11 protein-coding genes and 1 pseudogene are annotated in these 15,158 nt (G+C 58.9%); 10 read left to right on the top strand and 2 right to left on the bottom strand.

Annotated features, from left to right (window positions below; all coding sequences use genetic code 11):
• Positions 1–101 precede the first annotated feature (101 nt).
• From AU252_RS01145 to AU252_RS01120, 6 genes are all read left to right on the top strand, one after another.
• Entirely contained in the window at positions 102–1,190 is a 1,089-nt protein-coding gene (locus AU252_RS01145) for a zinc-binding dehydrogenase (RefSeq protein ID WP_083510195.1), read from the top strand.
• Between the two features lie 706 nt (positions 1,191–1,896).
• Positions 1,897–2,157, top strand: coding sequence for a helix-turn-helix domain-containing protein (locus AU252_RS24940; RefSeq protein ID WP_083510194.1), 261 nt, complete (start codon positions 1,897–1,899; stop codon positions 2,155–2,157).
• A 110-nt stretch (positions 2,158–2,267) separates the two neighbouring features.
• Positions 2,268–3,728 (top strand): aldehyde dehydrogenase family protein, encoded by a 1,461-nt coding sequence (locus tag AU252_RS01140; protein ID WP_058929155.1) that lies wholly within the window; start codon positions 2,268–2,270, stop codon positions 3,726–3,728.
• Positions 3,729–4,025: 297 nt separating this feature from the next.
• Entirely contained in the window at positions 4,026–5,342 is a 1,317-nt protein-coding gene (locus tag AU252_RS01135) for an MFS transporter (RefSeq protein WP_157768908.1), read from the top strand.
• Positions 5,343–5,660: 318 nt separating this feature from the next.
• Complete coding sequence (locus AU252_RS01130) at positions 5,661–6,575, top strand: DUF6282 family protein (protein ID WP_240484291.1); 915 nt, start codon at positions 5,661–5,663, stop codon at positions 6,573–6,575.
• Positions 6,576–6,686: 111 nt separating this feature from the next.
• The gene (locus AU252_RS01120; protein WP_083510193.1) at positions 6,687–7,808 is read left to right on the top strand and encodes a zinc-binding dehydrogenase; all 1,122 of its coding nucleotides are present in this window, start codon (positions 6,687–6,689) and stop codon (positions 7,806–7,808) included.
• Positions 7,809–8,009: 201 nt separating this feature from the next.
• Here AU252_RS01120 and AU252_RS24400 read toward each other — a convergent pair.
• Positions 8,010–8,352, bottom strand: a pseudogene (locus tag AU252_RS24400) (acetyl/propionyl-CoA carboxylase subunit alpha); the annotation flags it as partial.
• A gap of 1,832 nt (positions 8,353–10,184) precedes the next feature.
• A complete protein-coding gene (locus AU252_RS01115; protein WP_058929150.1) occupies positions 10,185–10,583 on the bottom strand; it encodes a hypothetical protein in 399 nt (132 codons plus the stop codon).
• Between the two features lie 158 nt (positions 10,584–10,741).
• Between AU252_RS01115 and AU252_RS01110 the strand changes: the two genes are divergently transcribed.
• The 4 genes from AU252_RS01110 to AU252_RS01095 all read left to right on the top strand — a co-directional run bounded on the left by AU252_RS01110 (position 10,742) and on the right by AU252_RS01095 (position 15,040).
• A complete protein-coding gene (locus AU252_RS01110) occupies positions 10,742–11,782 on the top strand; it encodes a Bug family tripartite tricarboxylate transporter substrate binding protein (RefSeq protein ID WP_083510191.1) in 1,041 nt (346 codons plus the stop codon).
• 90 nt (positions 11,783–11,872) lie between these two features.
• Positions 11,873–12,352 (top strand): tripartite tricarboxylate transporter TctB family protein, encoded by a 480-nt coding sequence (locus AU252_RS01105; RefSeq protein ID WP_058929148.1) that lies wholly within the window; start codon positions 11,873–11,875, stop codon positions 12,350–12,352.
• A gap of 23 nt (positions 12,353–12,375) precedes the next feature.
• Complete coding sequence (locus AU252_RS01100; protein ID WP_058929147.1) at positions 12,376–13,902, top strand: tripartite tricarboxylate transporter permease; 1,527 nt, start codon at positions 12,376–12,378, stop codon at positions 13,900–13,902.
• Positions 13,903–14,368: 466 nt separating this feature from the next.
• Positions 14,369–15,040 carry a TetR/AcrR family transcriptional regulator gene (locus AU252_RS01095; RefSeq protein ID WP_058929146.1) on the top strand — a complete coding sequence of 224 codons (672 nt, stop codon included), beginning with the start codon at positions 14,369–14,371 and terminating at the stop codon, positions 15,038–15,040.
• Positions 15,041–15,158 lie beyond the last annotated feature (118 nt).

Genomic DNA, 15,158 nt, shown 5'->3' with positions numbered 1-15,158 from the left:
GGCTGCCCCAGAACTCGCGGAAATTTACAAGCAGATTAGCGAAATCATCAAACAATACCTAGCGGTACCTTCGCACAGCGAACGACAATAAGGAGAAACCATTGAAAGGCATCACCACTGTCCTGAGGGGTCCCCATGAAGTGGAACAGCGGGAATATAACTTGCCCGACCCCGTTTCCGGCGGACTCCTAATGAAAATGATTCGGGCAAATGTCTGTGGTTCGGATGTGCATATTCTGCGGGGGCACCACCCACTGGTGAAGGCCGGTGGCGCGCTCGGCCATGAAGGAGTAGGCAGGATTGAACGCTTGGGGGCAGGGGTTACCCGGGACTTCGCCGGCAATGACTTGAAGGAAGGCGACCGGGTCGTTTCCACGTACTTTCAGGTCTGTCGACGTTGCCCTGCATGCAACGCCGGGCAGGGAAACTTATGCCGGAATGCCACACCAGGAGGGTCCACCCAGGCTGACGTGGCTCCGCACTTCCACGGAACATTTGGTACCCACTATGCTGTTAGTTCGGATCAATTCGTTTACAAGGTGCCGGATAGCATTTCCAGCAAGGCCGTTTCCTCGGCCAACTGCGCACTCTCTCAGGTCTATGCCGGCTGCGAAACCGGAGAGATCAAACGCGGCCAGAAAGTCCTCGTGCTCGGCGCCGGTGGCCTTGGCGTGTGCGCTGCTGCGATTGCGAGTCAGATGGGAGCCGAGGTATTCGTGGCTGAAATGGCCACAAACCGGCTGACCAAGGCCATCGAATTCGGTGCTCATCATGCAATCGACATTTCTGAGGCCGACGGCGGAGCCGGCCGTGTCGAGCTAATGCGGGAGAGCACCGATGGTGGGGCCGATGTAGTGATTGATGTGACTGGTGTCCCGGAAGCGTTCTCGGAGGCTGTCAAGTCTGTCCGACCCGGAGGCATCATGGTCTCCATCGGCAACGTCACGCCCAACAAATTCACGCAGTTCGACCCGGGACTTTTCACCCGGTCCGGCGTGCAGATCCGCGCGTCCTACCGCTATCAGGCTGACGTCTTGGGCAAATCCGTCTCCTTCATCGAATCCACCCCACAGTTTCCTTGGGAGGACCTCGTTGACACCGACTTTGCCCTGACAGACGTCCGCGCCGCCCTACAGGCTGCCGAAGCGCGCCAGGTCACCCGAGCGGGCCTGGTTATCGATGAGAACTAACCCTGCGGGCCGCTCAACCCGACCAATCTAAGGAAGACATGGCAGAGAAATTTAACCGTTGGACAGACAACTGGCCTGTTACGCCCTGCCCGTGATTCCAACCGCATGAGGGTGCATGATGCTCACGGCGGCCAAGGGGCTTCGGCAATCTACCCGTGCGGCTTGGTCCCCATTCGTGGGCGCGAGCTTTGGCCGGGGTGGAAGAAAGCAATCAGACTCACCATGAAGGTACGCCGCCCCGGGCCCCGCTCTCGAGTCAATCGGTTCCAGGTTGACGTCGTCAGGGTATCACCCTCAGCTGGGCAGTTGGAGGAGTGAACCCTTACGCGGTGGAGACCGCTTTGCTCGCTGGCAGCTTGATGGTGAGGGGCCAACCGTGCGTGCGGCCTACAACGGCGAGATGATGGGCGGTTTGAGTTGCTGGGGGAGGCCCGACATCGACATGCAGGTTAACACCGACACCGGTGTGCAGGTGACCGATGAAACCGGTCACCTGCACACCGCGACTAGGACCACCCTTGATCATCGGGGATCACGAAGCTGTACCGCTACGGCGCACGTGGGCCCCCGGAGATCCCAGCCTTTCTCGGTTAGGCAAAGTCTCGCGGAATATAATCCTCGTCAATCTCGCCTTTCTTGCGCGGATCGGCGTGGAGGTTCTTAGCAAGGTGGTGGCTGCCGGCGCATCGAGTTCGTCAGCGGAGTGATGCTAGCGCCCAAGCTGCATGCAGTCCTGCACAACGCAGTCCAAACCGCTGACGGGGACACAATCGACGTCAGGCATTTGCCCGCAAGCCTCGCCTGGTCAACCTCACACCCGCTGGGCCCCTTGGAACAGGCAGAGCACAAGGTCCTTCTCCTAAGCCTTGAACGTCATCAGGGGAACAAGTCCCGTGTGGCGGAGGACCTTGGAATCAGTCGTAGCACGCTTTATCGCCGCTTGCGTGGGCTGGGTATGCCGGGGTGAGTTTCGAACTGTGCTAAAACGCTACAGTTTCGCCACCTTGTTGCCTCGTACCGTAGGTGGATGCTGGCAATGCCGCCGGTATCGCAACGAGGCGACAGATGGAGAATCAAATGACCATTACGGGAGTAGAGCGCACACCGGTTTCCTTTGAGGATGATTGGGCCCTGGTTATCGACGGGCAGGCTGTCAGCGCAATGTCAACCTTTGACGTGTTCAACCCCGCAACCGGCCAGGTCATCGCTAAAGCGCCGGACGCGTCCGTGGAACAGCTCGACGAGGCCGTGGCCGCGGCAGCGCGGGCGTTCCCTGCCTGGGCAGCTACGCCGATAGAGGAGCGTGCCGCTGTGCTTGCGGCGATCGGTGACCGTATCGAGGAACACTCCGAGCAGTTCATGGCTCTGCTCACCCGTGAGCAGGGCAAACCACGGGCTGGTGCGGAATGGGAGATCATGGGCTCTGCGATCTGGTGTCGGGAGATCGCGAAGCAGCGGCTCACCCCAGAGGTGCTCGTGGATGACGACAACCGGCGTGTCACCACCCGCTACACGCCCTTAGGAGTGATCGGGGCAATCGCGCCTTGGAACTTTCCTATCCTGCTGGCGATCTGGAAAATTGCGCCGGCAATCTTGGCGGGCAACACGATCGTCGTTAAGCCGAGCCCTTTTACGCCGTTGACCACCCTCAAACTTGCTGAGCTGGTGCAGGACCTTCTGCCCGCCGGTGTGTTCAACGTGGTCACCGGTGGAGACGACCTCGGAAAGCGGATGACCTCGCATCCGGGCATCGCCAAGATCGCCTTCACAGGCAGCACGGAGACCGGCCGCCACGTGATGGCCTCGGCGGCCAAATCGATCAAGCGCGTGACTTTGGAACTTGGGGGGAACGACCCTGCCATTGTCCTGCCTGACGTTGATCCGGCTACGGTAGCACCCCAGCTGTTCTGGGCGGCGTTCCAGAACAATGCCCAGTTCTGTAACGCAACCAAACGTCTTTACATTCACGAGGACGTCTACGACGTCGTCCGTGATGCCTTGGTTGAGTATGCGAAGACCGTCAAAGTGGGAAATGGTGCGGAACCGCACACGGACCTTGGCCCTATTCAAAACGCGCCGCAGTTCGAGAAGGTCAAAGAGTTCTTCGCCGACTGCAACGACCGCGGCTATGCCTTCGCCCTCGGCGGCCAGATCGACGAATCGCAGCCGGGTTGGTTTATTCCTGTTTCCTTTGTGGACAACCCGCCCGAAGATTCGAGAATCGTCCAAGAAGAACCTTTTGGACCGATTCTGCCCCTGCTGAAATGGCGCGACGAGGAAGACGTCATCTCCCGTGCGAACGATACGCAGTGGGGCCTGGGCGCCTCCGTCTGGGGCAAGGACGAGCAGGCGCTGGAGCGGATCGCGGCACGAATCGAGGCAGGTACGGTCTGGATCAATGAGGTGCATCAGTACGCACCCAATCAGGCATTCGGGGGCCACAAACAGTCGGGCCTCGGCTGTGAAAACTCCCTGCACGGGCTCGCCGAATACACCAACTGGCAAACGACCACCCTGAACAAAACAGCAGACGTATAACCGCTACGAACCATTGCCAACGCCCCGAAACTACCTGCATTGACAGACTAGAACCAGAGGGACGGTCGGTAGTTGTTGGAGCGTTAGCCGTTGTTCATTACGGTGTCTTACTGCCTGTTGGCGGTGGCACCGGCATCACGGTCAACGCGTAACAGTCCACTGGGCGTGGCTTGACGATTTTCAACTTGTTATTTCTGTCCCGAACTATGCCCTGATGCATCTGGTCTCGGGGCAACATGGCAGCCCTGCAGAGTTTACCTATCCTATGCAAGGCGAGTACTCACCTAGGAGGTCAATGTGGCAAATCCAAATATCGTGAACGATGTCTCGGTTCCGATTATCCCGAAGTCTGGCAGAAAGACAATTATTACCGGCGCTGCGCTCGGCAGTGTCATTGAATATTTCGACATCACCATGTATACATTTTTGCTCGTGTATTTCGCGCCCCTGTTCTTTCCCTCCACAAACGCCACCGCCTCAACGTTGGCAGCAGTCGCTACCTTGGGGGTCGCTTATGTTGTAAGACCGTTCGGTGCGGTGATGTGGGGATGGCTAGGTGACAAGAAGGGGCGGCGATTCGTTCTTACCGCAACCGTCGTTCTGATGGGGATTGCGACCCTCGGGATGGGCCTGCTCCCTACTTACGAGACCATTGGCTTCGCAGCACCTGTGCTGCTCGTGCTGCTGAGATTGTTCCAGGGGCTATCAGCGGCGGGTGAAGGAGTTAGTGCGTCTACTTTCGTCGTCGAGTCGGCACCGGCTCACCGGCGCGGGACCTTCGGCGGGATCGTGCCAGGGTCCGTCATATTCGGCCAAGCGCTTGGTGCGCTTACTGCTGCCGGGTTCGCTTTTTCTTTGACTACTGAGCAGATGTCCGAGTTTGGGTGGCGCATCCCCTTCCTGATTAGCGCCCCATTGACCCTTGTCGTGATCTACCTCCGCAAACGTATGGAGGATTCGCCTGAGTTCCTGGCAATCGAGAAATCCCACGATGTGGCGCCCTCCCCGATTTCGGAGATGCTTCGCTTTCACTGGCGGCCGTTCCTAAAGCTCGTCACTGTGACCGTCGCGGTCAATGCGCCCTCGTTTGTTGCTATGGCATTTGTAGTCGGGTACCTCATTACGACCCGGCATATTCCGAGCGCAGATGTCTACTTAATCTTGGGGATTGCAATGCTCTGCGCTGCATTGCTAGCACTCATAGCGGGAAGCCTCGCCGACCGGTACGGGCGGCGACCGGTGGCCATCTTTGGCATAGTTGGGCTCATTGTCACCGCCGTGCCCATCCTGGTGATCGTGCGGGATTCAGAATCGCTTGTCCTGATCGCTGTGGCTATGATCGCGCTGCTCGGTTTTTACGCCATACCGGGCAGCATCGTTTACGTGCTTATGGCGGAATGGTTCCCGACAAAGGTTCGTATGACTGGTTCGGCCGTTGGCCTCAATGTTGGTGTAGCGATTTCGGGCGGGTTGGCTCCCTACATCACATTGCAAACCACCATTTGGACCGGTAGTGACATCGCGCCGGCGTACTGGATTGTCGCGGCCAGCGTCGCCGCGCTTGCCATCCTCCTGTTCAGCCGCGAGACAAAGAACACACTCTTGGCCCGCTAGACAACACAATCTTCACCTCGCGCACGGGGAGGTCGTCAGGCAGTCTCAGACCACATCTGCATCAGCGTGATGGGCTCTGGAGACTGCCTGACTCCTACCAATGTGGACTGATAGTGGACTTCCACCAAGACCAGTTGCTGACAGAAACGGCGGCAACTGGGCATCGACAAGCGATGACTCCACCGATTGCGTGGACATTCCCTCAAACTGCTTTCCCGCATACAGCTCTAGGAGATTTTGCATGAAGATAGTTTCGTTTCGTCAGAACGGTTGGGCCGCCATTCTGCGACCTGTCCTCTCAGCGGAGGGTCGAGACACATGACAAATTCGCCCCTCGCTGCGGGACGAGGACCATACGACCTCCAAGGGGCCATCGACCTGCACGTCCACACAGCGCCGTGCCTATTTGCCAGGCTCGGTGACGATATCGAGACCGCCCGACTCTGCGCCGGCGCCGGGCTACGCGCCATAGCCATCAAGAGTCATCACGAAAGCACTGTGTCCCGAGCCCGGCTTTCCAGTCAAGCGGTCCCAGGGATTGACGTAGTCGGCGGCATTACCCTCAACTGGACAGTTGGAGGGGTGAACCCATACGCGGTGGAGGCCGCATTGCTCACCGGTGGCCGGATAGTGTGGGGACCATCAGGGCACGCCGCTTACCACGGCGAGATCATGGGCGGTCTGGGTTCGTGGGGTCGGCCCGGCATGGCCATGCCGGGCAGCCCGGACGCCGGTGTGCAGGTGACCGATGAAACCGGCCAACTCACATCCGCAGCCAGGAACGTCCTTGATCTCATCGGGGACCACGACGCCGTGTTCGCTACGTCGCATCTGGGTCCTCACGAGATACTAGCCGTTCTTGCCTATGCAAAGCCGCGCGGAATCAAAGTGCTCGTCAACCACGTCTTTTACTTGCCGCGGGTCGACGAGGAGTTTCTGGGTAAGGTGGTTGCTGCCGGCGGGCTTATCGAAATTGTCAGCGGGGTGATGCTGGTGCCGAAGCTGCAAAAGGACCTTGACTACACATACTCACGTTTGGTGGCGACCATTCAGCGATTCGGCGCAGAAAGCTTCATCTTGGCATCGGACGGGGGCAGCGTGGACCTGGCTTTGTGGCCTTATGAGCAACTGCGGATGTTCGCACGGTTGCTGCTCAATGCGGGCCTCAAGGAACCCGAGCTAGACCTGACACTCCGGACCAATCCCGCCCGCCTCATTGGACTGCCCGTGTAAGCACCAAGACGGAGCATCCGTACATCATCGGCCCTGCCCTACCGCAAGACAAGTCCAGCGAGACGCACATATCTAAATGCTCCAGTGAAACCCCAATGAAAGGGATAAGAAATGTTACTTCCGGAACAGTGCCGGGCGGCGGTGGTCGTCGAGTTCGGCGCGCCGATGCAAATCCTCCCAGTGAAGATCCCTTTTCCTCTGGAGCAGGGCGCCATCCTCACGCGAAACTTGGTTGCGACGGTCTGCGCTACCGACGTACATCTTCTGGCCAACGCGCTTCCGCCAGGTTATATGGGGGAGCTGCCGCTGGTCCTCGGCCATGAAGTCGTTGGGCAGGTCGCGGAGATGAACGGCATTGATACCGACGCCGTCGGTCAAGATCTCCGCGTAGGTGACCGAGTCGTCTGGACACACGGGTACTGTGGTCGCTGCCGTTATTGTGTTGTGGACCACATGCCTACTCTTTGCGCCAACCGGCGATCCTCAATGGCCGGGCAGAAGGACGAGTTTCCATTTCTCGGCGGTGGCTTCGCAGAATACGGGTACGTCTTTCCCACGGGCGGTGCAATTCGTGTCCCGGAGGAGATCCCTGACGCGGTAGCCTCTGCAGCATCTTGCGCGATGCAAACCGTAGTGCACGCCTACGAAAGATCCGGCGGGGTGGATGAGGGCACCGTTGTTGTCGTTCAGGGCACCGGTCCGCTCGGTCTATTCTCGGTAGCGCGGTACGTCGCCGCTGGTGCGAAGGTCATAGTCGTCGGTGGACCTGCCCAAAGGCTTGAGCTGGCGCGCGCGTGGGGAGCAGAGAAGATTCTCGACATTGACGACATGCCGAGTGCGTCCGAACGCGTCGCGTGGGTTAGGGATATGACAGGAGGGCGGGGCGGCGACATCGTTGTCGAAGCCTCGGGCGTTCCGGCAGCGTTTGCGGAGGGCGTGGAGATGGTTGCCGAGGGCGGCCGATACGTTGTCGTTGGCCAGGGTCACAACGTCGAGGTGAAGTTCAACCCGTCCGTGCTGAACGTCAGAAATATTATGATAACCGGCGTGCGGGCAGCAGCCCCGCACCACACGTGGCGGGCAATGGAGTTTCTCCGGCGCCATCGGGCGACTTTCAATTGGGAGAGCATGATCACCAGTATCCAGGGACTAGATCAAATCAACGAGGCTTTCGGACGAATGGACACCTGGAATGAGATCAAACCCGCCATCAAACTACTCGAGCGAGCCTGACCCTGATATCCGTCCCGCGGCAATTACTGGCGCGCTTGGGCGCCTATTGACCGAGGAGTTTGCTTTGCCGCAATTGCCTCTGACGGGCCACTCCCGCCGCCATCGTTAAACCGAATTTCGTCGACGCGGGCGTCAAGAAGTGTCTTCACCCTTTGTGGCAGTCCAGGCGTTCGACTCCCAGGCGCGTGCGGGGAACGGTACGATCATGGGGTCGTAGTGCGGCGATACCTCCAGGTTCTCGGTGAGCGAGCTGTCCACCCTAACGCCTGGCCCGGCAGGTTCCCGGGTCTCGAGCAGACGTCCGATCGTGGGCATGAAGCCATGAGCCGGATCTTCCGCGGGGACGCGCGTTTCGATCGCGTGTCCTTCGAGCACGACGTCGGACTGCGAGACGGTGAGGACCTCACCGGCGGCGAGGCGGACCTGGCCATTCGACCAGGTCCAGCCGCTTGCCTTGAACGCGGACGACCTCTTCGGTGACGGGGTGTTCCACTTGGAGTCGGGTGTTCATTTCCATGAAGAAGAACTCCTCGGGGGCCTCGTCCAATAGCGTGTGGACAGTGTCCACACTTTTGGGTTCGGATCGGGTCGTACTGGGGCCGGATCGGGTCCGATTCCGCATGTTTCCTCGGGAGCCCAGTGTTTGCAAGGGCTGGAATGCAGTTCGAGTCCCACCTTGGGCACGCATTACCCCTCGTCAGAGGGGTTCTTGCTTTTAATGTGTTGACATTGACCCTCCGCGGGTCCCTCTGACTGTGGCCGCGTCTGTGCCTGGTGCCGCAGTGGCCTGTGAAGATGTGTTGGTGGCGGGTCAGGGTCTTGGCTGGTTGGCCCTCCGCTTGCTGAGATGTGGCGATATACGTCCTCTAATCTGGCTTGTTCGTGCGGCCGTTGTTGGCCATCACTCATTCATAGCTATGAGTAGTGTTGACGACATGACCAAGGCGAAATTTCTTCCCGGTTTCCATCCATCAGGTGCTCCCCGCGCTCTGGCAGGGCGGCTGGCTGCGTGTTTGTCGGGCCAAACACGTGTTGACAGTGTCAACACCTGTCAACGGGCCCGCCTGTAGAGCTGCGCGCCGGTGAATCGGAGTTCATGCATGCCGTGTTTTCTTTCGGTTTGTGCAGCCGGCCTTTCGTGCTGCCCCATATCCATGCAATCGGCAGATGATGCCGACATGACCGCCCGCCAGGATTTCCGCGAAGCTCGCTGAGAGGAGACAATATTGGGCGGCGGGCGGATAAGCGTATCTTTGTGCCGGCGGCGGCTGGCCGGAGGAGTCTGCGCAGCCCACGGGCTCCGCAGGCACAAACCCAAAACCGGTGAGAACTGAAGGTGTGTGGGACCGTAGACCACCTACCGACCCGGTGTTGTCACAGGTTAGAGGCGTTTCAGGCTAAGCCTGTGGACAAAACTTCCGGTGAGTGTGGACACGCGCACGACTTCCCAGCCCGGTGCAGCGTCGGATTTAGCCGGACCGGGGGAGTTCCATCATTAAGACCAGCCGGGCAGTCGGCCGGACCGGATCGTGACCATTTTGGAACGCCGAGCACTTAATGAGGGGTGGGGCGGGGCAACTTGCAAGCTGGGAGCCGACAGCACAGCCGTAAGTCCAGGAGAGTCGAGCAAAGAACCGGGCCCTCACCCTGACCAAGGCAGACGCTTAGTACCCGATGCTCCTGGACTGTGCGGACGGGCTGCCAGCAAAGGCCAGCCGCGGGCGAACATCTGTCAGCCGGAATCTAAGACTCTTGGCCAAAGGGAGTGAAGAAGCGCCTTCCGGATCCTATTCTGACGGTATTTGAGTGAAGCCTGACGTCAGGTTGAGGTGTACTCCATCTGCACGGAGGGCGAGGTTGCAAAAGGGCGGACATAACCACGCCGTACTCGCCCTGAAAGTTGCCGTAAGTGCATTCCCGCTCGTCTTCCACGTGTTCGCAGCCCATGCCGAATTTGAGTGGGGTCTGATCCGTGACCGGACTAATGCAGGCCTTCAGGCCGCACGGGCACGCGGTCGTTTCCAAGGGCCGACCCCGCTGAATGCGCTTGGTCTCAGCAGTATCCATTGGATTATCCCTTTGCTGCTTCGAGTTCTGGTGCGCTGGCCGCTTGGGCGCCGTCCATGTCAAGGACACCGGTTCGGAGGTGTGCGGCTCGATGGTTGCGACGATTTTGGCGGCTTTGACCGGGTCGCCGGCCTTGAGGCTTGGCCGGACGATGCCGGAGATTGGGGCGTCAGACAAGGTGAGGCCCCTGCATGAGCTCGGAGCACTTCAAATGGCGAGGATTATCGGACACCCGTCCGTGGGCAGCGGCTCAAACTTGGGCTAAGTCTGCCTTGGGCGGCAGAAGCCGTGGGATCGGCGGTCAGTCCCCTATGCGATATCGAAACTGGGCAAAAAACGCCAGCCTCCAGGTTGTAGTCCAGTTTTGCAGGGCCCTGTCCCTCCTGTGGAAGAGGTAGCGGACATACACCCGGCGAAGTTGGGCTTGAGTGCTGCGCCCGCTTGCCACGGAACCATCTCGGCGCGACCGATTACGTCGCCTGTGGCGAGCCGGGCGTAAGTGGCGATGACCTCGTCCATCGATACGGTCTCCGTGTGCACTTCGCGATGACCTTGCTCGGCGAGTCGGATGACTTCGAGGAGTTCGGTGCTGCCCACGCGGCTGCTGGCGAAGGCCACATCGAGCGGAGAACCGAGGAATCCGAAGGGCGGAGCCGCGGCGTCCTCGAGGACCGAGGCGCTGTCCTCATTCCCGCCGTCGTCCAGCATCCCCTCAACACATGTCGGGGCCGAATTTCGTAGAGGGCTTGCGCACCTAGTGCCACAATGCTTTACTGATAGCGCACTCCAAATGGAGTCTACTATCAAATGGCGGCATCAAACGGTGAACCGCGATCTCTTCAAATCACAACGAGGTGAGGAATTCCATGATGAAAGCTACCCCCAAAGGTCCTGCGAGGAAACGGCGATCCCGGTTGAACACCGGCAGAGCAGCTATCGCGGTGGCCGCGGTTAGCCTGATCGCACTCACGGGATGCATTTCAGGTAAGGGCGGGGGATCAGGGGCCGCCAACTATCCTGATGGTGCGCTGAACTACATCATCCCCTACAGCCCAGGCGGTTCTTCAGACCCGGCTGGCCGTGAGTTCTCACGAATGCTTGCCGAGGAGTTGGGCACGACCGTCGTGAACCAGAACCTTCCCGGTGGGGACGAAACCATCGGCACTTCAGCAATCCTGTCCGCAGAACCGGACGGGATGACCCTGGGCTTCGCCGCCCCCAGTGGCCTCATCATTCAGCCGATGCTAAAGGACCTTGCCTACGAGGACAAAGGTTATACGCCGATCTCCAAGTTGGCTTTCGTGCCGAATGCTTTGTTGGTCGGTAAAGACTCGCCATATCGGACTCTTGACGAGTTCATCGCGGCCGCAAAAGACAAGCCAGGTGAGTTGACCATAGGCACGACCAGCAACACCTCATCCAACACTTTCACCGCCTATGCGCTGGAGCAACAAGCGGACATCGCTGTCACCATGGTGCCGTTCACCGGAGGGGCTGGCGAAGCCGTGCTCGCCGCCATAAGCGGCGAGATCGACGCAGTCGTTGCTGCAACTTCTGCCCAGCTCGGCTTGATTGAGGCCGGAGACCTTGTGGCACTTGCGCACACCGCAACGCCCGAGTACAACAAGGTCCTGCCCGGTGCCGTTTCATTCGAAGAGGCTGGCCTCGACATCCCCCTGGGTGGACATTACTTGACCGTTGCGCCGGCCGGGTTGGACGAAGGCGTGGAACAAAAACTCGTCCAAGCATCAAAAAAAGTCGTTGAGAGCGCCGCATGGGCCAAGTGGTGCGAGAATAATGGCTTTTTGCCCGACCCGATGGCCGGTACTGAGCTCGATGAATGGCTTGCGCAACAGACCAAACTCAGTGCCGACATGCTCGAACGGGCTAAGTCACGCACAAACTGACCGTTGGATACGCGCTCATCTCGTGCGCTCCGACGACTCCCCTTCGGAACCAGTCCGAGTTGACTCTCTAGCTATGGAAACAGGATCCCAATGATGGAAAACAAGTTGCAATTGGATCAGAAACGGATGGGACGGCTGGTCTTTGGCTGCCTGGGATTCCTTCTTGCGGCCGGCTACCTGATCGCTGCACTAAATATGCCGCAAGGCAGTCCGGCAGCCCCTGGGCCGGGAATTTTCCCAGCAGGGGTAGGAATCGCCGCCGTGGTCGTCACACTGATCGTCATAGTGGAGGCACTCATGTTTTCAGAAGTCAGTGAGTCTCTTGAGCTACCGCAGGGCCGGCAGCGTCGGCTCCTGGTCCAGTTCGTTGGGAGCCTCGTAGCGTTTGTTGTTCTCCTACCCTTTTTAGGGCAATACCTCGCCTCATCCCTTTATGTCCTCGCAGTTCTCCGAACTCTGAGCACGCTGGGTTGGGTGCGCTCAGGTGTCTACAGCGTGCTCATCGGCGGCGGACTGTCATGGACATTCATGGAATTACTGTCGATCCGCTTGCCTGGGGGAATCTGGTGAGCCTTCCAAAGGACGTAAGTAGTATGGATTCACTTGAGGGGCTCCTCTACGGCCTCAGTCTGGCACTTACGCCAGAGTTAATGCTCGCAGCCCTTGTTGGCGCTCTTGCGGGAACGGTCATCGGGGTGCTGCCCGGTCTTGGGCCGGTAGCCGGCGCTGCACTGATCCTGCCGCTGACCTTCACATATGAACCGGCTGTGGGCCTCATTATGATAGCCGGTGTCTATCTCGGCGCTCAGTATGGGGGATCCATCACCTCCATTCTTCTCAATATCCCTGGTGATGCATCGGCCATCGTCGCCACCTTCGACGGCTACGAGATGACGAAGAGGGGCCGCGGAGGAGCTGCCCTTTCTATTACGGCTTTGGGCTCGTTCATAGCCGGGACTCTTGCCCTCATGATTTTGCTTTTCACTATTCCGTTCGTCATGGGAATAGCACTGAGCTTCGGCGCGGCAGAGTTTTTCGCACTAACAGCCGGCGGGTTGCTGGTTCTCGCTCGGATTTCTGGGGGCAGCCTCGGTTCGGGGCTATTTCCCATGGTTCTTGGGGTCGGGCTAGCAACAATTGGGACCGAGCCAACCCAAAGCTTTCAACGCTTCACGTTTGGAAACTTGGATCTATCCCTCGGCGTGGCACTGGCTTCGGTCGCTGTGGGACTGTACGGGATTTCTGAGATCATGTACATGCTCGAAGGCAAATCGGGCATCGTGAAAGCAAAACGAGTAGGTTTTCGAGAACTTATTCCGACCCGCGAAGAACTGAAACGGGCAGTTTTTCCGTGGGTTCGAGGTTCCTTCCTCGGATTCTTATTCGGCTTGCTTCCAGGGCCGTCTGCCACTCTTTCTACGTTCACCTCCTACAAGCTGGAAAAAACTCTCTCGAAGCGTCGCGAAGAATTTGGAGCTGGGGCGGTAGAGGGCCTGTCCGGTCCTGAGGCAGCGAACAACTCTGCCGCGATTGGCGGAATGGTTCCGCTCATGCTTTTAGGCTTGCCATTCTCAGCCACGCTGGCACTGATGATTTCCGCCATGCAGGTTCAGGGGATACAACCGGGACCGTTGCTGATGACGCATCACCCGGAAGTGTTCTGGGCCGTAATCGCCGCAATGTTCGTTGCCAACATCATGCTGCTCATCTTGAACCTGCCATTGGTAGGAGTCTGGGTTCGCGTTCTGGGAACCCCCATGCACATCCTCATTCCCATCATTGTCGTGCTGGCAGCCATTGGCTCCTACAGCCTCAACAACAACTTGATCGACGTTCACATAATGCTGATCATGGGCATGATCGGTTACGTGATGCGCAAGCTGGACTTCAGCCTTGCCTCCCTTTTAGTCGGTCTGGTTCTGGGCCCGCTCATCGAGAAATATTTCATCCAGGGCATGTATCAATCCCGAGGTGACCTGGCCTTCATCGTTTCGTCACCGATTTCCATCGGTATATGGAGTCTGGCGGCGGTCGTCCTGCTCGCCGGATTCATCACGCCTTCGATCCGCCGCAAGAGCAAGACGCTGGATACGGTCGCAGCTCTGCGAGAGGATGACTAGCGCGGTGCGCCGCTGTTGGAACGCCGGTGACCAATCAGATGGGGCGTTAAGTGCGGCCTGGTGACCCACAACGGCTGAGATTAGCAACTACCGTCCTCGATGGCTACCAAACATTGCGCTGGTGTTCGCAGATTGGACACCCGTGTGATCCCCGCGCCGAGTCGAGGGGATGCCTCAACCGATCCCCTCGGCTCCGTATCGAAATCCTTGGCCCCGCTCTGGGTCTCAACACCTTGACTGCACGAACTGAAACTGCTTTAATGATAGTGTCCTCCAATCGGAGGATGCTATCGTTGAATCAACGGATTACCCGGCTCGAGGTACACGCTTCTAGCGGTAGGAGGGCGCAACTTGCGAGGTTCAACAGTCAATCTGGTGCCGCACTCTGGTTGCAGGTCTCTCGGTTGGATGCTAGGACTAATAGCAGACTCCGATCGGAGAAGACTATCAATGGAGAGTAGGGACCATGGGCTTGCAAAATACTGCGCCTAAGACGGATCAAGAGCCGACGCTACGCGAGCGTGGCAGGGCGAAGCGGATTGCGCGCATTCGTAGCGCTGCCGAAGAGTTGTTTGCGGCCCGGGGCTACGACGATGTGTCCATGAGCGAAGTTGCGCGTCTGGCGGAGGTGGGCGAGGCCACCCTTTTTCGGTACGTCAACTCGAAGTCCGATCTGCTCTTGATGATGATCGGAGAGCGTGTTGCGGCGTTGCTCGACGATATCGAACGAGCCGACGCCCTCGCCCCAAGTGGGAGCGGCCGCGACTACCTCGATCGGATCTACCGCATCTATGAATCCCGCGCGTCTATGTACGTCTCGGATCCCATGAACATTTCGGCATTCATGATGGTCGGTCTGGACGATGCTTCCAGCCTGAGTGCCCAGGCGATCTCCATGGGGGACCGCACCCTGGCCCTCGTCACTCGCATTCTTGAGGAGGGGCAGCAGGCTGGATACATTTCGGACGCAGCGCATGCCCGCACCGTCGCGTTGAACTGCAACGGGGCGCACCTTCATGAAATAAGCCGGTCGCCCGTCCGCAAGCTTTCACCTGAAACCTTTCCCACACGTCTCCGAGAGCGTCTCGCCGCGCAGCTTGAGCCCCTCCTGGTGGTGAAGGCGCGGCCCAAGGGATAACCACCGCCGAAATTCGACGGGACGAACTTCCCGTATTAGTACTGCACGTTTTTGTTCTGCACCTTCATCTCTGAGCCACTGCCATACCCGGTCCACCCAATTAACGTTCAAAGGAGAA

It is taken from the genome of Pseudarthrobacter sulfonivorans (assembly GCF_001484605.1).
GTDB lineage: Bacteria > Actinomycetota > Actinomycetes > Actinomycetales > Micrococcaceae > Arthrobacter > Arthrobacter sulfonivorans_A.
Note: the sequence above shows the minus strand (reverse complement) of the source record. Positions and strands in the feature narration are given on the sequence as shown.

What these genes read in the sequence shown, in the direction of transcription:
- AU252_RS24940 (WP_083510194.1), top strand. Translation starts at nt 1,897, where the DNA reads ATGCTAGCGCCCAAGCTGCATGCAGTCCTGCACAACGCAGTCCAAACC.
- AU252_RS01140 (WP_058929155.1), top strand. Translation starts at nt 2,268, where the DNA reads ATGACCATTACGGGAGTAGAGCGCACACCGGTTTCCTTTGAGGATGAT.
- AU252_RS01130 (WP_240484291.1), top strand. Translation starts at nt 5,661, where the DNA reads ATGACAAATTCGCCCCTCGCTGCGGGACGAGGACCATACGACCTCCAA.
- AU252_RS01120 (WP_083510193.1), top strand. Translation starts at nt 6,687, where the DNA reads ATGTTACTTCCGGAACAGTGCCGGGCGGCGGTGGTCGTCGAGTTCGGC.
- AU252_RS01115 (WP_058929150.1), bottom strand. Translation starts at nt 10,583, where the DNA reads ATGCTGGACGACGGCGGGAATGAGGACAGCGCCTCGGTCCTCGAGGAC.
- AU252_RS01110 (WP_083510191.1), top strand. Translation starts at nt 10,742, where the DNA reads ATGATGAAAGCTACCCCCAAAGGTCCTGCGAGGAAACGGCGATCCCGG.
- AU252_RS01105 (WP_058929148.1), top strand. Translation starts at nt 11,873, where the DNA reads ATGATGGAAAACAAGTTGCAATTGGATCAGAAACGGATGGGACGGCTG.
- AU252_RS01100 (WP_058929147.1), top strand. Translation starts at nt 12,376, where the DNA reads ATGGATTCACTTGAGGGGCTCCTCTACGGCCTCAGTCTGGCACTTACG.
- AU252_RS01095 (WP_058929146.1), top strand. Translation starts at nt 14,369, where the DNA reads ATGGGCTTGCAAAATACTGCGCCTAAGACGGATCAAGAGCCGACGCTA.